Genomic DNA, 17,584 nt, shown 5'->3' with positions numbered 1-17,584 from the left:
ATATAAGGCTAAATCTGTATTTTACAGTTATAAAAAAAAACTTTAAATCTAACAAATAAATTTATATATGTATTATAATCAAATTCTTAAGATTAAAGTATCCGGAATTATCTAACATAAAACTAACATTTATATTTTAAAATAGAATCAGCTCACAAGCTATTTCTAGCTAAGCATTTCCGGTACCGTGAATGATGATTTCGGTCTGGTTACCGGTGCGTCAGTCTTCGTAAAAGGTACAAGCAATGGTTGTATCACCGACTGCATTAGCCAATGTATCTTCCGAAGAAACCTTGGTCATTTCATTCATTGGTTATCAAACACAAGAAGTTCCGGTAAACAATTAGCGGAAGTTTTTCATCAACTTAAGAGAGGGCTCACAACAACTGCAAGAAGTAGTGGTAATGGCAATGGGTTATGGTGATGTCCGCTGCAAACACCTAACAGGTTCTATCGTTAAAGCAGACATCAAGTTATTTGGGGATATTCCTAAAAAAATAAAATGTAAGAGGGTGCACTTCATCTTGAACAAGTATATGACATGCTCGATAAAGCATTTGATAAGTGTGATAACCTTGACGGACTCGTACTTCATTCTGATCAAGGTTAGCAATACCAACACTTCGGATATCGGAAAAGGCTTGAAGAGCATCATATAATTCAAAGTATGTCGAGAAAGGGAAACTGTCTGGACAACTCTATGATGGAGAATTTTTTCAGAATTATGAAATCTGAACTTCTATACGCTGAAAAGTTCGAGTCTCCGGAAGACTTCACAAAGGCTTTGGAAGGATATATAGATTATTATAATAATAAAAGAATTAAGTCCCGGTTAAAAGGAAAGAGTCCAGTACAATACCGAACTCTTTCTATAACTGGATAGTGTTTAACCAGTCCAAATTTTTGGGGTCACTTCATCAGTCGGACACCCTCTTTATTTTTGGAAGGAGGCTATCCCGAACTCGCGTTATAAGTTTAGTTGCCGAACCACTCTATAGCCATGGGATTTCCTATGGTGGTTATCATAGGAATAGGATTAATCTTATCTGTCTGAGGATTGAGATAATAGATGCCTTTTGTTGTCGTTGAAGCATTGGCGATTGCCAAACCGTCTTTATATTTAGACACTAACACGCCATAGCCATTGGACAAATCCAATCCTTCTATTTTCTTCATCTTCTGATTGTATAAATCAAAGACTACAGCTCGGCTCGCTATAGCGCCATGTCCCGTTTCTCCTGGTTTGTAATAACCGGGAATATCAATGTATCCGTAGGCTTTGCCATTGGCTGCATAACAAATTGAAGCGGCAAAACCAGCTACTTTCTCTTCTCCTTCGATAGAAGCTCCGGTTATCGTCCAATGGTATGTTGGATCAAAGTCTGTTTCTCCTTTCTTAATCCGAAGTATGCCGGCCTTATGACCTGCCACCATTCCGAAGTTCCCGAGACAAGAAATGTATATATCGCCTTTTTCATCCATGAATAAAGACTTGGGGTCGATCGGACGTGTGGCTTGAGAAAAACCACTGGTTTTCTCTGAAATCATCTTGACCAACTTGTCCGTCTTGGTGTCAATGACGGCTACATCTGCTTGTTTGTAATTCTCAGGGCTTGTCCAACCTCCCACCATCTGGCTTAGACCAGCAAACACATATCCGTCACGCTCAATCATGATTCCGATGTCCGGATTATTATCTTGAATACCCAAAGAGGTCAGGTTGATCTCTCCTGTCTTCTGCATCGTTTCGGGATTAAATATGTAAATCAGTCCTAGTCCGGCAAGCGATAGATAGGCTTTTGTGGAAGATAGTTTGACAAGATTGTTGGCACTGTTATTGGCAGGCAATTGCAAGCTTCCCTCTCTTTGTAAAATTCCATTCGTGCGACGGTATTTAATCAGTTCGTTTTTGTCCATTGTCAAATGATAGCTTGGGAAGACATAGACTTCCTGACCTATTATCATAGGATAAGAACTGCCAAAGGGAACATTTATACCATTGTTGTTATTGGTAGCCATCGTCTTGCCTAATACAGGCTCATCAATGAGTTGCATATAAACCGTTCCATCCATACCTGTTGCATTGGGTAGGGCTGTTGTTAGGAGAATCTTTCCCGAACCTCCTGCAATAGGATTGTCCGGATCATTCTTGTCACATGAGTTAAGGCACAATGCAGCGAATATCGCTGCTACAAAAAATACATTCTTTTTCATTTCTTTTTTTGTTTAATGATTGTTAATTTGTTACTTAAATACGTATCTGAATCTGATAGTGAAGCTACGTCCGGGTAAAGGACGGTTAAACTCGCTGATCATTTTTGTATCGGTCAGGTTGTTTATTTTTCCCATAATGAAGTAGCGCCCATTGCCAAAGCTTTGCTCAAAGCCTATATTGCACGAGAGGGCTCGAGGTATGCGATGCTGCTGGAATTGGCTTTGTTCGAAGTCGTACAGATATTCTTCCACAAATGAAGCATCGGTGAATATGCGCGTATTCATCCCGCTGCCTCCGAACAGATTTTCTTTGTGAAACTCCAATCCTGCGTTTGCCATCAGATAGGGTATATTGGGCATACGGCTACCTTTGGTAGGGTTGGCAACAGTTGTATTTTGTTCATACTTACGCACATCTCGCAGATCTTGGTAAGTGGCGTTCACATAGCCATAGAGCCACCGTGTCATGTCGGCTTTCACCTCTGCTTCCATACCAAGAGTCCGCATCTCGCCGAAGTTCTGATACTGCGACTGCAAGAATCCGCCCGTAAAGCGAATCATGTCTTTGAGATGCATATAGTATCCGTTCAGTTCAATCTGTAAGTTAGAGGAGGCTTTTCCAGTTAAATCGAATAACATTCCTATGTTGACACTTATATTGCGTTCGGGAGTGAGATTGCCGGCAGGAGCTATCACGTATCCATCACCCAACAGTTCCTCTTCCGATGGAAGCCTTACATCATATCCGAACGAAGCTTTTGCCATCAGACTGGGTGTGATGCGGTAGCGAAGTGCATTGCTGATGCCGAAATCATTCTTGTGTGTGTCTATATCCTCTGCTGTCTTTACCAGGACACTTGCCATCCGCGTTTTCATCGAGTAGTAGTAATACTTGACGTTGAAAGAGTTAAGGAACTTATCGTTCGAGGTGCGATAGTCGTAATTCAAGCCTGCCACCCAACTGAACATATTGCTTGGAAAGTCGGTACGATAACCTATGACCTTGTCCTTCATCCCATCACGAGGGTTGGCATGAGCGTATTTCAGCAAAGAGTTGAAGTTTACCGAATGGTTCTCATTGACAAGATAGTTGAGATTCAATTTGTGCTGCAATTGATGCTTTTCATTCGTCAATAATGAAGCCCATTTGCCGATTTCGCCGCCGAATTCGGAAACTGCCGGATAATGCGTTCCATCCCAATGTGTGCGGTGCGAGGCGGTATCGGCAAAATGATAGTCGGTATAGATATACCCCAGCTGCCAGTCCAAGTCCAGGCCGTCTAAGAGGAAGTTTTCTTTCTCCATCTTATTGGCGAAAATAAAGGCGTTGGAATGGCTGTGTGCATGCCGGATGTTCGATTCTATCCCCTGTATATCTTTGTAAGTATGTATGAAAACGGGTTCAAACTCCACCAAGTCAAACCACCACTTCCGTGCCTTAAAGCTACCGCCGATGACTGTTTTTTTAAACTTGTCGTGATCGCGGGTTATAGTAAGCCCCTCTTGAAAAGGAGACTTCATCTTGTAGTCGTTGTCGGCATAGGTATAAAAACCTCCCAGCCCGAACTCGATTCCTTTTGGGGCAATGTTCATCTTGCTCACAACGGATGCATTGTGCGTATTGAAACTGCCGTAAGAATAGTTCACGTCCAAATATTTAGGCGGATACTCTTTGATGACAATATTGACCGCACCACCTACGGCAGAACCTCCGAACTTGGCAGGGACAACTCCTTTGTATATCTCGATGCGGTCGATCATTTCGACCGGAATATCATTGATGTCGATAAAATCGGAATTGTCGTTCATCGGATTCCCGTCAATGAAAAGCCCGATGCGTTTGCCTTCCAGTCCGCGCACCGATATGCGAGAGGTACTGCCCGTTCCACCCGTGGCACGCACGGTGATTCCGGCAGTTTTTGCCAGAATGTCTTGTACATTGTTAACCGTTCCTTGTATCTGGTTCATGCTGATAACGGATATGGGCATGGCCTGCTCCCGTAACTTACGGGCTTCGCTCTTACCCATCACTACCACCTCGTCCAACGATTTTGCTTCGGCTTTCAGGCGGATGATGATTTTTTTCCCTCTCTCTTTACCCACCGTGAGCTTGCGGGTTTGCGTGTGGTAGCCTATAAACCTTACAGTAAGCGTATAAGTGGCTGCGGGAACATCGGAAAGTAAGAACTCGCCATGCCCGTCTGTCACAATGCCCTTTTTCAGCTCTTCGATGAAGATGGTTGCGCCGGGCAGTGGTTCTTCGCCTGCATTGTCGATGACCACGCCTGCAATCCGTCCTCCACCTGTTTGGGCGGACACGCTGATACCTGTGAGCATCAGCGTGAAAAAGAAAAATAATACTTGCTGCTTCATTGTTTCTTGTTATGAATATTAAAGAGCAGAATCGGGTGCTTCGGGCAAATCTCCGGGATTCGGACTCGGTTTAGCCGATCCGGCCTCGCTTTCACGTATCACCACATGCTGTACGTTTTTTGCCTGATTGCGCATTTCGAGTTTGGGAAAAAACTGAATGCGTGGTGTTTTGAGAGTTTCGGCGGTAACGGCTTTTTCCGTTTCCACGCGTTTCCCGTTGGATACAACCTTAAATGACCCGAGGTTGGCCAGGTCAACGGTTCTGCCGCTGAGCATCTCTTCACGTACGATTTTCGCCAAGGCGGTGATGGCTGACCGCACGTCGGCACGGCTCAGGGCTGTGGCATTGACAATCCGATCCTCTAGCTGCTTGGTGGTAATCTTGTCTTGTGCAATGGGAGAGGCGTAATACATGGTTTTGCCCTTGTGTTTACCGATGCGCATCTCTTCTTTTTTTACGTTGTATAGTAACATGACTTTTGATGTTTTTGATGGTTATACTTTGAATAATTTTGCTGTTCTACTTAAACAGCTTCAGTAAACGGCTTTGATCGCTCCATTGGAACGTCTTTCACCGTTTAACTTAAACGATTCCGATTGCTTAAGTCCGCATTCTCTTTAACTGCTGTCGTATGTCTTCTTCATAATCTTTTCAAATTTTGTTTATGGTTATTAAAATGGTGTGGATCTCAAAAGCAGTATTTAGCCTTTGCCCATACTTCCGAATTGTGCTTATACGGGCCGAACATACCCTCGCTTCCTCCGAACCAGTCGTAGCCTGCCAAGAGGTGGATGTGGTCGTTCAGGGCATAGTCAGCCGTGAAACGGCTGAACCAGCCCTTGTGGTTGAGGTCGAAATAGGTGAAGTCGGAAAGCTGTAAGTTGCTGTCCAGTAACTTCTTCGACACGCAGAGCGTAAGGAGCGAATTATGGCGGGGCTGTGCGACGTAGCTTTCGTACTTGAAAATACTCTCGGAAGAGAACTGAGCCATCACTGTCCATTCATGAGGGGCATACCAGTCGGCCCCCACCAACCAATTGATGGTGTTGAATCCTTTTTGAGGGGTGGAGGCGGCTTGCTGTATGTAGCTGAAATGCTTCCCGAGGTTGAAGGCCGCTTCGCCGCGCAGCACGAACTGTCCCAAGGGCTTTGAGACATCGCCTCCGACGAATCCCATGCGGTAGTATCGGGGCGAAACCGTAAGTTGGGAGCCCGATGGTTTGTACTCGATGACGGGCATCTTGTTCCACGTATGCAGCGCGGCAAGCGAGAAGTCTACCCCCGGCAGGGCGAAAGAGAGCCTGCCCCCGTATTCTACGTTGGAGAGGCGTAGCTCGGGGCGGCTTCCCTCCGCGTCCCAGACAAGGGACCGGGGTGTTTCTTTAGGCAACACGCTCCACGGATTGGCGGCATCGGTGGGCAGCTTGTATCCTTCGAAAGTGGGAACGGCAAGCAGTTCGAGCTTTATCTTGTCGTTGAAGACGAAGAACCGCAGGGCATTGACGGGCATGCGGATGTCGTCGTAGTCTTGCGCCAAGAACTCGGTCATATCCATGGGTGAGACGAGGTCGGTGATACGTACGCCGTCGGCCGCACCCCAGATGACAAGTTGTCGCCCGAGACGAAAGCCCCAGTGCTCCTGCCGATGGTCAAGGTATGCTTCCCGCAGTTCAAAGCCGGTGCGCTCTTTCAGCAAGGCGTTGTAGGTAGCGTTGAACGAGACGAAGAGCGAAGAGCCTGCGAAGTTTTTGCCGACCTCGCCCCTGAGTCGGGTACGGGAAGACATCCAATCGTTCGGCTTTTCGGAGCGGAAGGCGTGGTAGGTGTCGACAAGGCCTTTGAGCTGCCACGACGATTCGCCCGCTCCTTGTCCCCAAACTCCATGCACGGGGCAAAACAGAAAGACCGAGAGGCAAAGCCCCGCGGAAAGACGATTGAACGCTTTCATCAGAACCTGCCTTTCTCTAACGTGGTCACGTTAAACTTGCTCTCCTCCATGGGAATGTTGTACGTCGGATTCTTGATTTCGAGAACCGTCTGATGCTCGGTTTGCACGTTGGTCATGTGCATCTTCCGGGCTACCCAGAAGCCCTCTACCTTGGCAATATCCGACATCTCGAGACGACGGTGCAGCTTGCCCATCTTGTCGTAATATTCCACCCTGACAGGTATCAGACAGTCCTGACGTATCAGGGCCGTTTTCCTGGAGTAAATATCACGCTTGTCCTTAGGCAAGGATTCCAGTTTCCAGCACTTCTGTCCGTCGACGGTTTCTTCGCCCAGGAGCGTGTGCGTATCCTCGTCCACGTTGCGGCTGCCCATGTCGTCGTAGGTAAAGTCGCTACCCATAAAGTAGTCTTGCTTGGCAGACGAACCGCTGATACGGCGCGTTTTCTTTATGGCGGGCAGATAGAGCCATTTGTCATCGTCCTTGTTTAGCTCATCATAATCCCACGTCAAGAAGCCCGTCCCCTTTACATCGCCGGGATATTGGAAGAACATGATGCTCTTGCGGTCTTTCTTTTCTTTGCCCACATCGATGGAGTAGGAAATGAGCTTGCGTTCGCGCACCGCTCCGCGTTTGTTGATTAACGTCATAACCATTTCAGACCGACGGGTATCGCCGTCGGGACGGTCTTTTACCTTTTGGGCAATCTCTCTGCCCGTTTGTGCGCATGTTGTGGCAGCGAACCCCACCACAAGCATGGCTACTACTGCGATTGATCTCTTCATTTGTCCTTTTTCTTTATAATTGATTCTGATTGATTCGATTTATATTCCGGTCTCCTTCTGCCGTGCTACCATGCGGGCAAATTCGCCGTTTCGGGCAAGCAGTTCGTCGGGTGCTCCTTGTTCTGCGACGGTTCCGTCTTTCAGCACCACGATATGATGAGCGTTGGCAACGGTGCGCATACGGTGTGCGATGATGACGACGGTCTTGTTCTTGATCAACTCCGATATACCGGCCTGTATCAACGTTTCGTTCTCTACGTCCAGACTTGCCGTTGCTTCGTCCAAGAGGATGACAGGAGCATCTTTGAGAAGCGCACGGGCAATGGATATGCGTTGGCGTTCGCCTCCCGATAGCGATTCTCCGTTTTCGCCTATCAAGGTGTCGTAACCGTTGGGCAGCCGGGCGATGAACTCATCGCAACGGGCAAGACGTGCTACCGCTTTCACCTCTTCCTCGGTAGCGTCTTTCTTCCCGATTTTGATGTTGTCCATGACGGAAGCGTTGAAAAGCAACACGTCCTGAAAGACTACGGCATAGTTTTTCAAGAGCATTTCGGGATCTATTTTTGAGATGTCCCGTCCGCCAAGTGTGATCTTTCCGCCATGAATATCCCAAAAGCGGGCAGCTAATTTTGCCGAAGTGCTTTTGCCTCCCCCCGAAGGTCCCACAAGTGCCGTTACTTTGCCTTGCTTGGCAGTGAAAGAGACGTTGCGCAGCACCTGCTTGCTTGTCTCGTAAGCAAAATCGACCTTGTCAAAACAGATGTCGTAACCCTCTACCGTGCAATCCTCATCGCCTTGCTGTGCGGGCATGTCGTTCATCTCACGTATGCGGTCGATACGCACATCGAGTAGTATCAGTGTCGCCATATGGTTGAACACGTCCATGATGGGGTTGTAGATGCTGGCTACAACGAGCAGGAAGACCAAGTAAGTGAACATGTCGATGCTGCCCAAACCAAGTAAATAAGCTCCCGCAATGATAACGCTTGCCAAACCAAGTTTCAGGATAGACTGTGCACTGCCCACAAGCCCCGCTCCGAGAAATTCGCCTCGCTGCAGAGTGGCTTCATATATCTCGAGCTGTTTGTCTAAACGGTCGCAATAGGCTGCCTCTCCGTTGTACGATTTAATCTCCTGCGCCGCTTCAAGCCCTTCCTGTATCTGCTCGGTCGTATCACGCCTTACGTGATAGTACTCCTTATTAGCTTTATCCATAAGCCTTTTTCCTAAGAAGATGACCGTTGTCGCTACCGGTACGACCCCAAAGAGAGCAAGGGCCAGTTGCCAGTTGTAGAAGAACATCCCGGTGGCAATCAAGATAATGCTGATGACAGAGGCGAAGAGTTGTGGAACTGTGTGAGAGAAGAGGGTTTCCAACATGTTACAATCCTCCATCATCGTAGCGGTGAGATCCGAAAGATTCTTTTCTCCGAAGAAAGCCAAAGGCAATTTACGCAGCTTCTCGGCAATGCCAATACGACGGTTGGCACTCTCGGTATAGATTTTCGTGTAGGTGCTCTTGTACTGTATCATCGCAATCACAAAGAGTACCGTCATAAAACAGAGAGCCGTCAGCACGTAGTACCAGAGCCCGTGCGTCGTGCTGTTCCCGGCTTGGATAACAGGGTGCAGGTAATCGGTGATGAACAGAAAGATGAAGATTACCGGCAGCATCAGTGCCAGGTTGAGAAAAAGAGAAGCTATAACCCCTTTTATAAAGGTCTTTGCCCCGTCTTCCGATAAGGTGAATCTGTGTTGAAAATATTTACTAATATTCATAATGTTGTCTCCTGAGGTTTATACCGTCCATGTCACGGTTCGTTGATATTCATTCCACATGCTGTTATAGATGCCGTTTCGGGCTATCAACTCGCTGTGTGTGCCTTCTTCGGCAATCTTGCCTTGTGCTATCACCAGTATCTTGTCGGCATCCTGTACGCTAGTCAGATGATGGGCGATCATCAACACTGTCTTTCCTTTTCTCAGCTCGTGCAGGGCTTTTTGTATCAGGTGTTCGTTTTCGGGGTCGGCAAAAGCTGTTGCTTCGTCCAGGACAACAATCGGCGCATCTTTCAAGATGGCCCGGGCCAAGACAATGCGTTGCTGTTCCCCTCCCGAAAGGAATGTTCCATCTACTCCTATCTTCGTGTTCAATCCGTTGGGTAGCCGGTCGATGATCTCCCGACTTTGGGAAAGGTCTATGGCACGTTGCACGGCTTCATCACTCGCTGCCGGATTACCGTATTTGATGTTCTCCAGCAAAGAGGTCTTGAAGAGTTTTGTATTCTGGAAGACGAAAGCGATGTGGTTCATCAGGTTGTCTTTGGCAATGTTTTTCACATTTATTCCGCCAATCGTCACACTACCTGCTGATACGTCCCAAAAGCGGGGAATGAGTTGGGCAATGGTGGTCTTCCCTCCTCCCGATTGCCCCACAAGGGCAAAAGTCTTCCCTTCGGGGAGGTGGAAGCTGATACCGTCTACGGCATTTTGACCGGCATTGGGATAGGCAAACGAAACGTTCTCGAATGTCACATCGCAAGCGGTGATTTTCTCCGGATTTTCGGCTATTGGGAGTGGTTCGCTACTCGTCAGGTTTTCCACCCGGCTTATGGCTTGATCTGCCAGAAACATATCTTGTTGCAGATACATCACTTTCATCACATTGGTTGCTATCACCGGAGTAATCAGCACATACAGGAACATATCGGTGATGATGGGGGCAATGTTTTCGCTTTTGTGTGCCGATAAGCAATATGACTACGGGGACAAGTAGGAAAGCAAAGCTATTGATGGCCACCGTGTAGAGTGACATCGGCTTTTGCCAACCCAGCGTGTATTTGGTAACTAAATCCCGGTAGGCGATGATGCTGTCGTAAAAACGTTTGAAAGAGAATATCGTTTGCTGGAACACTTTCACCACCGAAATACCACGTACGTATTCCACCGCTTCGCTGCTCATATGCTCTTGTGCTCCGAGGTATTCATTTTGGAACGCCTTCTGAGCAGTTGTATTCATCCGTGTCATGATGAAGACAGCCGCCGTGAGGGGGATCAGGCACGCCAGACCAAGTTGCCAGTTGAAGACGAAGATCAATATTATAACCGACAGCGGGGCTATAAAACTCCCCGCCAGGTCGGGCAAGAGATGTGCGACAAACGTGTGGGTTTCAGAAGCATTTTCATCAATAATCTTACGCATCTGTCCGCTGGTATTCCGGTCGAAGAAGCCAAGCGGCATCTGCATGATTTTTCTCATAGCCGTACGTCGCATATTGGTTTCTACCCGGAACGCCGCTAAGTGCAAAAGCATCAGCCCGGCAAAGTAAATGACAAGGCCGGCAACGGCTGTGCCTACCGCCCACCATGCATAGACGTTGATAGGGATTCCTGAGGCAACGCTGCCAGTCAATAGTAGCGAGCGTACGATAAGCCAAATGAAGATGAATGGCATAAGCGAGAGCAGACCGCTTAATCCCGACAGTGTCAGGGCTATGGGCATAAGCACCTTGCGTTTGCCCATGTAAAATTGAAGTTTCTTTAATGTATTCATATTAATTGATTGTTTCATTGGTTTCTATCTCTTTCCCGAATAACCGGAACTTTTGGAATAACACGGGTGTAACGCAGAGGTCGGCCACGAGTGCCGATACGATACCCGCTACGGAGAGCAGACCCATGTGTATAAAAGAGAGGCCTTCGGAAGTCATGTAAATAGCGAAGTTCGCACATATCACGACACTGGTCAGAATGATTGGTGTCCCGATCGTACGGAACGAGCGGAGAATGGCATCCCGATAATTACCTCGACGGTCGAACTCCAAATGCCCGTGGTTGATGAAGTGAATGGTGTCGTCGACAGCCAAACCGAGGATCATCGGCATAATGGTTGCGGTCATCATATCCAACGGGTAGCCCAGCCATCCCATCAGTCCGCCGACCACCAAAGCCGGAGTGATATTGGGTATCAAACCGATAAGCCCGATGCGTACACTGCCAAAGACCAACATCATTAGGATGCCGATAATAAGGAGAGAGATGGCAAATGAAACCATCTGCCCGCGAGCCACGTACTGCATCATCACGGTAAATTGCGGAATACTACCCACTGTAGTGACAGAAGCTTCGGGGAAGAGCCTGGCGGCATTGGCTGCAATATCGTTCAACTCTCGTTCTACCTCGCCGGAGTCAAAACTGCTGATCTCCACCATCAGGCGCAAACGTCGATAGTCGTAATCGATCCAATATTCCGCTTCGCTACCGCCTGCATTCTCGTAAAGGAGCAGCAGTTGTGCCACCTCTTCCGGATTCGTCGGAATACGATAATAAGCCGCATCTCCTTCGTGCAGGGTTTGATTCAGGTCTTTTAGGATATTCAGCACTGTAGTCGTTCGCTTGGTTAGCTTATAGCCTTCGGCCTTTTGTGCCAGAGAGTCTAAGCGTACAAGCATTGCCGGCGATTTTGTCAAGCCGTCTTCGGGCAGGTCTATCATGACGTCGTAGGTGTAGATGGATCCCAGTTCGCTTTCACCTACTTCCAGCAGATTGTTTACATAGGCTATTTTACGTCCCATGGTGCGTTCTATGTCAAAGGCGGTCTCTATCTTGGTGAATTGATAAATGAGTGCTGCGGTAAGCAGCCCTGCAATCCATAGGATCAATGTGCCATGCCGGAGTACGCTTTCTCCCAAACGCCCCAGTTGATGGTCGAGCCACCGTCCGCCGGTTTCCTGCACTTTGGGATGAGGTTTGCCGTTCTTGCCAAAACTCAACAGCACGGGCATCAGTGTAATGGCAATGAAGAAAGCCAGCATCACGCACGAGGAGGTAGCGATACCAATGAACCGCATGGGCTGCATCGGAATAGCGAGAAACGACAGCAGGGCGGCAAAGGTGGTGAGTGCACTGAACAACACAGGCCAGCCCATTTCACCCACGGTCTCTTCTACGGCTCGTCGACGTTCTCCGTGTAGAAGGAATTGCCGTTTGAAATAGGAAAAGATATGTATGTTATAGGCTATCGAGACGGCAAACGCCAACAGCATAGGTATCATCATCATACCGCTGTCTATCGTCATGCCGACATATCCCAACAGTCCATACACAATCACAATTGAGCCTGCCGCCGTGATAAGTGGAACGACAACGCCCCGTAGGGAGCGTGTTATGAGTAACAAAATAAGAATGGAAACGAGTGCGGCAATGCCCATCACACGGGGCATCTCTTTGCCAATCCATTTCATCTTCATGGCGGTAACGTAGGGCAAGCCTGTGCCTTTGGGATGGAGCTTTTGGTATTTGTCTTTAGTGATGATATGCTCCAGCTCATTCCCCGTTAGCACTTCAGGAGAAACGGCATTCTTACCTTTATTCCACACTGAATCTTTAGGAAAGGTACGCAACTTGAGAATAATCCACGAGAGCGTACCATCTTTGGAGACAAGCCGCTCGGCAATATGTGGCTTCATATAGGCTTTGCGACGTATCGTTTCCAGACTTGCCGCATCAGTGGGAATAAGGTCAGGCACTATCTGCTCGATAGTCATTCCTTCTTCATTCCCTACCATAAATTCGATGTCAGTGAGCGAAGTGATTTTGTCGGCGTATGAAATGCTATCCATCATTTCGTTCGTGAGTTCGCGGATGAGCTCTAAGTTCTCTTTCATAAACGAATTGTCGCATTGGGTCAGTACGGCGGCAAAATTGTCATTGCCGAATATATCCTTGAATTCTTTGGTCTTGACAAGCATCGGGTCGTCTTCGAGGAAGTAGTTTTCCCACGAAGCACTCACCTTGAAATATCTTAACCCTGTAAATCCTATGGCGAAGACGAGGATAAACAAGCTTAGTACAAGCCATCGTTTTTGTACCATCCATCTGCCCTGACGGGCAAACCAGTCATTGATTCTTTCTATTTTCATATCGTTTGTTATTGGTAAGTTCATTCATTTCAACACATTCAGCAGCGTGACGAGAAATAGCTTTCCACTTTGGGGCTACATATGATAATGGTGACAATGTGCGTGGACACAAGAATGCTCTTTGTGGGCATCATGCACGTGACAACGGCAGGAGTGAGAAGTGTTCATATTCTTTCTTTTTTTTACTTATGTTTTTTATATTACTTAGTCTTGCTAACACAACATCAGCAGGTTGAGTGCCATAACCGCCATGCCTGCTACCAAACCATAGATAGTATGATGGTGCTTACCGTATTCTTCGGCAGCGGGTAGTAACTCATCAAGCGAGATAAATACCATGATACCGGCAATCATCCCGAAAATAACGCCGAAAACATGGTCATTGAGGAATGGTGCCAAGATAAGATAGCCGATGACGGCTCCTACCGGCTCGGCCAATCCCGATAGAAATGAAAGCCAAAGGGCCCGTTTACGATTACCTGTAGCATAATAGATCGGAACGGAGACGGAAATGCCTTCGGGTATATTATGTATGGCGATGGCACAGGCAATAGGTATAGCAATGTTTATATCCTTCAATGCTGCAAGAAACGTAACCATACCTTCCGGGAAATTGTGTATTGCCAGCACCAAGGCTGTCACTACATCGACGCGTAATAATTGAGGCTTTATTTCAGTCTTTCGTTCTTCCTTTAAGCTCATTTCTTCCACCCGATGCATTTCGTGTGGATTTTCGTAGTGAGGAATTAGCTTATCAATAAGTAGAATCAATACGATTCCCCCGAAAAAAGAAAGTGTGGAATGAAGAGTTCCGTCGTCCTTGCCATGTATATTGGCAAGAGTCTGCAAAGAAGAGGCAAACAGATTGGCGAAAGACATATAAATCATTACTGCTGTTGAAAATCCCAATGAAAGAGAAAGGAATGAAGTATTGGTGCGCTTAGCAAAAAATGCAATCGCACTGCCTATCCCTGTGGATATACCGGCAAACGATGTTAGGAAAAATGCTATAAGTACTGGTTGAGACATGGCTATGATGGATTGGAAGTTAGTGCGTCAAAAGAGAACAAAAGTTTGTTTTGTTCAGAAGCAAAGCGAGCCGCTCTTTGCAGGCGGCTCGCTCGGTAGGAGAAACAGTTAGATTTAGAAATAAGACGTTTCATGCTTTTGGCAACTAAGTTTAGTTCGGTCAGTCTGCGGATGTACGATGTTGGTACTTTGATCTTTCGTCCCAATAATTTCTTTGGGCAAAACCTTTCCGATACGGGAGACTGCCCTGCTTTGCGTAACCCATGACTCCTCGCAGAAGAAAAGCCCGTTGACTCCTTGTACGAGTGTTAATTCGTCGTTGCTGATGATGTTGATGATACTCATATGCTGATTATTATTTAGTGATTCTTCTGGAATGACTCGGCGTTCCAACTCCTGCATCAAACGAAACGCTGCCTGACAAGATTGCAGCATCTGTCCATGCAGGCTATAGGTGTGGAGTCGAGCAGAAGGTAGCTGATGCCTATTGTCTCGGAATCAAATACAAAAGAGATTCGATTGTTTACAATCGTACAATCATTTCCGCAAGGCTTGCATTGCAGACAAGACGAGAAACGGATGTTTTGATTAGTTATCTCTTGACAGACAGGATGTTTCAATAGTTCTGCCTTCATCTTTCATTCTTTACATTCATGAGTTTCTTCCATCCTCCCGTGCTAAAGCGAATATACTCACTGATGAAACACTCTATCTCTTCGCAGGAAAGTTCCTTATGTTGCACCACCTCTTTCATCATATTAATCCACCAAGAGCAGGTGAAGTGCATGAAGAACGGAGAAATATCGGTATGTAGTTCCGGATGGAGTCTTCTCATCTTTTCCATATATTCCATCCCTATTGTGGCACTCTTCTCAATCCACTCTTCCAAATAATCTTTGAGGCGAGAATGCTGCGTAGAGAAAAACAGCAAATTTAATTCACTTCGGTAACGAGTTATAATGCCCATAAGCTCCTGCAAAGATGCACGATGATATTCATCTGAGATAAATATGTCAAGGGAGAAATTCTCCGGTCGGTTGTGATCTTCCAGCATCCTGTACATAGCAGCCAAAAGAGGACGCAACACATCAACCAGTAAATCGTCCTTACAGGGATAGTAATTGTATATATTGCTCAGACCAATGCCCGACAACTTAGAAATCTCACGCATAGACACCGACTTGAAGCCCTTTTCGAAAAAAGCTTTCTGCGCTGTTTCCAGCAATAGCTTACGTATATAATCCTTCGTTGTTTGCATAGGTCAGAACATAATTCTTTATTTTATAACGCAAAATTAGTCACATATTTTTTCGGTTGCAATACCTTAAAATGATGATTTTTTTACTTACCATTCCCCATTTATGGTAATTCAGCAAATGAAATTTATAACTTTCAATATGCTACTCCTAATCATATCAAAGCTACAAATACTCACTTATTTACAATCTCTAGCACTCACTTTTTTTTGTTTACTTTTGTCTGTAAACCGCTACTGACGTCATTAAATACATAGTAATATGAGCAAAAAAATCAAAGACCAAGAAGTTCTTTTGGTCAAAGATCAGAAGGACGATAGCCTCCGAGCCGTAGTCGGAGCAGATGGGAAAAGCGGACTGAAGTTGCATTCTTTCAAAGTCTCCTTTGAGAGTGTCGTTGCCAGCGTGCATGTATACCGATAGACGATTACTCACTACCAATATAAGGAAAAGTTGCATGCAAATGAAATTTATCATACGCCATGCAACTTTGGAGCCAATTCATAAGAAGAGGAGCTAACGGAGAAAAAGAACTTTTTCAGTGCCCTCAGATTTCGGGCTTCCTTTTTTATTTACCTTCAACAACTCCAAATATTCTTATTACATCAATCTTCGATAGTACATACACTTACACGGTTCCAATCCGGTTCGGTAAACATGTCACCTACTCCCTGATCTTCGGCAGTAATACGAGACGTATTAATCTTGTATTTATTAACAAGGATTGTTTTTACAGCTTCTGCACGTGCGGTAGCAATTTTTGCGTTGATCTCAACATTGCCTTCTGGAGAAGCGTACCCTTTAATAATGACTTTTGAATCGGGATATTTCTTCATGTAGGAGGCTACACGTTCCACATTCGGTAGCTGTGATGCATCCACTGATGAGCGACCTTGTCTGAAAGTAATGATAGATTCCGGAACGCGGGCAGTCTTGACTACTGTTTCAATGGGAACGACCTTTGTACGACATTCTTCCAACTCTTTATGCAAACCGCTAATTCTTTGGTTAGCATTGTTTAGTTCTCTGTCACGACTGCCCACCTGTTCGCGAAGTGCATTAATAGCAACATTCAAATCATCAATTTCGCTCTGATTGTAGACTTTTACTTTAGTAAAGTAATGATTCCCAGTACTCATCTTGAAGTGATAAGTCAATCCGGCAGTCAGTTCAAATGTTGCATTGTTTGCATTGAAACAACTCTTTGCCTGATTAAAATCACCTTGCATATCATATACGATAGCGGGCTTAATTCCCAATGTCCATGCTTTTGTTTCACCGAGGTTGAAATTAAGATTCAATCCGAGACGGGTAGACCATGAATTGTCATCTCCTTTACCATTTACATAATAATGCAACCACCCCATTCCGGCAATAGCTTCTATCTCAAACAAACGAGGTTTGCCCCGATAGCTTGCAAATAGATTTATTAAGTTAATTTTACTTAACAAGCTGACATCTAAAACATCAAAAGCTGTTTTACTCGGAGTTGTATTGATATATCCCATTCCCTGAAATTCCAAACCGAAAACTAGGAGTTAATTGTTTGGATATTCCAACTCCGAAACCGGGACGCATCCCTTTAAAGAAAGAGGCGTGAGTGAGAGGGGTAACTGCTCCTGCATTCACTCCTACAGACCAATTGTCCATAAACTTTGTTCCTTCTACAACTGATTGGGCATTTACAATAAATGTTCCCAAAGTAAAAACTAATAAAATAGCAATTTTCTTCATAATCTATTGTTTTATTTTTTTCGAATGCAAAAGTAAAAAGATTGCAGAGCTTTTTAGTTGTAGGACAAAAGAATAAATCTAATACATTGATTTTTATTTTACTTATAATCAGTAGTTTGCAAAAATGGTTCAATTAATAATCTAACACATATCTAACACCCTTGATAAAATTCAAAAAAGCACTTACACTTACACCTTTAGGGTAGTCAAGTTTATTTTTTAACAACAACGAGTGAACTGATACTTTTACTCTGAATAGCAATAACTTACTGCTATTTTGTACTATTACGATTATACATATCTGTCTCTTATACACATCT

At 45.6% G+C, this 17,584-nt stretch carries 13 protein-coding genes and 2 pseudogenes; 2 read left to right on the top strand and 13 right to left on the bottom strand.

Annotated features, from left to right (window positions below; genetic code table 11):
- The first annotated feature begins 667 nt into the window (after nucleotides 1–667).
- Complete coding sequence (locus LPH68_RS22865; protein ID WP_004312979.1) at nucleotides 668–883, top strand: IS3 family transposase; 216 nt, start codon at nucleotides 668–670, stop codon at nucleotides 881–883.
- 92 nt (nucleotides 884–975) lie between these two features.
- Here the strand turns inward: LPH68_RS22865 and LPH68_RS22860 are convergent, their stop codons facing one another.
- From LPH68_RS22860 to LPH68_RS22805, 12 genes and pseudogenes are all read right to left on the bottom strand, one after another.
- Complete coding sequence (locus tag LPH68_RS22860; protein WP_004309907.1) at nucleotides 976–2,214, bottom strand: DUF5074 domain-containing protein; 1,239 nt, start codon at nucleotides 2,212–2,214, stop codon at nucleotides 976–978.
- Between the two features lie 30 nt (nucleotides 2,215–2,244).
- Nucleotides 2,245–4,587 carry a TonB-dependent receptor gene (locus LPH68_RS22855; RefSeq protein ID WP_004309908.1) on the bottom strand — a complete coding sequence of 781 codons (2,343 nt, stop codon included), beginning with the start codon at nucleotides 4,585–4,587 and terminating at the stop codon, nucleotides 2,245–2,247.
- An 18-nt stretch (nucleotides 4,588–4,605) separates the two neighbouring features.
- Complete coding sequence (locus LPH68_RS22850) at nucleotides 4,606–5,061, bottom strand: HU family DNA-binding protein (protein ID WP_004318713.1); 456 nt, start codon at nucleotides 5,059–5,061, stop codon at nucleotides 4,606–4,608.
- A 215-nt stretch (nucleotides 5,062–5,276) separates the two neighbouring features.
- Entirely contained in the window at nucleotides 5,277–6,536 is a 1,260-nt protein-coding gene (locus LPH68_RS22845; RefSeq protein ID WP_004309910.1) for a DUF1302 family protein, read from the bottom strand.
- Nucleotides 6,536–7,321, bottom strand: a complete 786-nt coding sequence (locus LPH68_RS22840) for an outer membrane lipoprotein-sorting protein (RefSeq protein WP_004309911.1) — start codon at nucleotides 7,319–7,321, stop codon at nucleotides 6,536–6,538. The genes LPH68_RS22845 and LPH68_RS22840 overlap by 1 nt, the downstream gene beginning before the upstream one ends.
- Before the next feature lie 39 nt (nucleotides 7,322–7,360).
- Nucleotides 7,361–9,103 (bottom strand): ABC transporter ATP-binding protein, encoded by a 1,743-nt coding sequence (locus LPH68_RS22835; RefSeq protein ID WP_004309912.1) that lies wholly within the window; start codon nucleotides 9,101–9,103, stop codon nucleotides 7,361–7,363.
- An 18-nt stretch (nucleotides 9,104–9,121) separates the two neighbouring features.
- Nucleotides 9,122–10,877 (bottom strand): annotated as a pseudogene (locus tag LPH68_RS22830) (ABC transporter ATP-binding protein).
- 1 nt (nucleotide 10,878) lies between these two features.
- A complete protein-coding gene (locus LPH68_RS22825; protein WP_004309914.1) occupies nucleotides 10,879–13,245 on the bottom strand; it encodes an RND family transporter in 2,367 nt (788 codons plus the stop codon).
- Nucleotides 13,246–13,458: 213 nt separating this feature from the next.
- Nucleotides 13,459–14,274, bottom strand: a complete 816-nt coding sequence (gene zupT / locus LPH68_RS22820) for a zinc transporter ZupT (RefSeq protein WP_032837563.1) — start codon at nucleotides 14,272–14,274, stop codon at nucleotides 13,459–13,461.
- Nucleotides 14,275–14,388: 114 nt separating this feature from the next.
- The gene (locus LPH68_RS22815; protein WP_004309916.1) at nucleotides 14,389–14,619 is read right to left on the bottom strand and encodes a hypothetical protein; all 231 of its coding nucleotides are present in this window, start codon (nucleotides 14,617–14,619) and stop codon (nucleotides 14,389–14,391) included.
- A gap of 56 nt (nucleotides 14,620–14,675) precedes the next feature.
- Nucleotides 14,676–14,909 carry a hypothetical protein gene (locus tag LPH68_RS22810; RefSeq protein WP_004318707.1) on the bottom strand — a complete coding sequence of 78 codons (234 nt, stop codon included), beginning with the start codon at nucleotides 14,907–14,909 and terminating at the stop codon, nucleotides 14,676–14,678.
- Nucleotides 14,906–15,532, bottom strand: coding sequence for a TetR/AcrR family transcriptional regulator (locus tag LPH68_RS22805; protein ID WP_004309917.1), 627 nt, complete (start codon nucleotides 15,530–15,532; stop codon nucleotides 14,906–14,908). The genes LPH68_RS22810 and LPH68_RS22805 overlap by 4 nt, the downstream gene beginning before the upstream one ends.
- 259 nt (nucleotides 15,533–15,791) lie before the next feature.
- Between LPH68_RS22805 and LPH68_RS22800 the strand changes: the two genes are divergently transcribed.
- Nucleotides 15,792–15,953 carry a hypothetical protein gene (locus LPH68_RS22800; RefSeq protein ID WP_230297160.1) on the top strand — a complete coding sequence of 54 codons (162 nt, stop codon included), beginning with the start codon at nucleotides 15,792–15,794 and terminating at the stop codon, nucleotides 15,951–15,953.
- 182 nt (nucleotides 15,954–16,135) lie between these two features.
- Here LPH68_RS22800 and LPH68_RS22795 read toward each other — a convergent pair.
- A pseudogene (locus LPH68_RS22795) lies at nucleotides 16,136–17,264 on the bottom strand (OmpA family protein).
- Nucleotides 17,265–17,584: the final 320 nt, after the last annotated feature.

Source organism: Bacteroides sp. 1_1_30, from assembly GCF_020982715.1.
Lineage (GTDB): Bacteria > Bacteroidota > Bacteroidia > Bacteroidales > Bacteroidaceae > Bacteroides > Bacteroides xylanisolvens.
This window is presented reverse-complemented; position numbering and strand designations above follow the sequence as displayed.

Coding starts and splice junctions, on each gene's coding strand:
- LPH68_RS22865 (WP_004312979.1), top strand. CDS start 668: ATGTCGAGAAAGGGAAACTGTCTGGACAACTCTATGATGGAGAATTTT.
- LPH68_RS22860 (WP_004309907.1), bottom strand. CDS start 2,214: ATGAAAAAGAATGTATTTTTTGTAGCAGCGATATTCGCTGCATTGTGC.
- LPH68_RS22855 (WP_004309908.1), bottom strand. CDS start 4,587: ATGAAGCAGCAAGTATTATTTTTCTTTTTCACGCTGATGCTCACAGGT.
- LPH68_RS22850 (WP_004318713.1), bottom strand. CDS start 5,061: ATGTTACTATACAACGTAAAAAAAGAAGAGATGCGCATCGGTAAACAC.
- LPH68_RS22845 (WP_004309910.1), bottom strand. CDS start 6,536: ATGAAAGCGTTCAATCGTCTTTCCGCGGGGCTTTGCCTCTCGGTCTTT.
- LPH68_RS22840 (WP_004309911.1), bottom strand. CDS start 7,321: ATGAAGAGATCAATCGCAGTAGTAGCCATGCTTGTGGTGGGGTTCGCT.
- LPH68_RS22835 (WP_004309912.1), bottom strand. CDS start 9,103: ATGAATATTAGTAAATATTTTCAACACAGATTCACCTTATCGGAAGAC.
- LPH68_RS22825 (WP_004309914.1), bottom strand. CDS start 13,245: ATGAAAATAGAAAGAATCAATGACTGGTTTGCCCGTCAGGGCAGATGG.
- zupT (WP_032837563.1), bottom strand. CDS start 14,274: ATGTCTCAACCAGTACTTATAGCATTTTTCCTAACATCGTTTGCCGGT.
- LPH68_RS22815 (WP_004309916.1), bottom strand. CDS start 14,619: ATGAGTATCATCAACATCATCAGCAACGACGAATTAACACTCGTACAA.
- LPH68_RS22810 (WP_004318707.1), bottom strand. CDS start 14,909: ATGAAGGCAGAACTATTGAAACATCCTGTCTGTCAAGAGATAACTAAT.
- LPH68_RS22805 (WP_004309917.1), bottom strand. CDS start 15,532: ATGCAAACAACGAAGGATTATATACGTAAGCTATTGCTGGAAACAGCG.
- LPH68_RS22800 (WP_230297160.1), top strand. CDS start 15,792: ATGAGCAAAAAAATCAAAGACCAAGAAGTTCTTTTGGTCAAAGATCAG.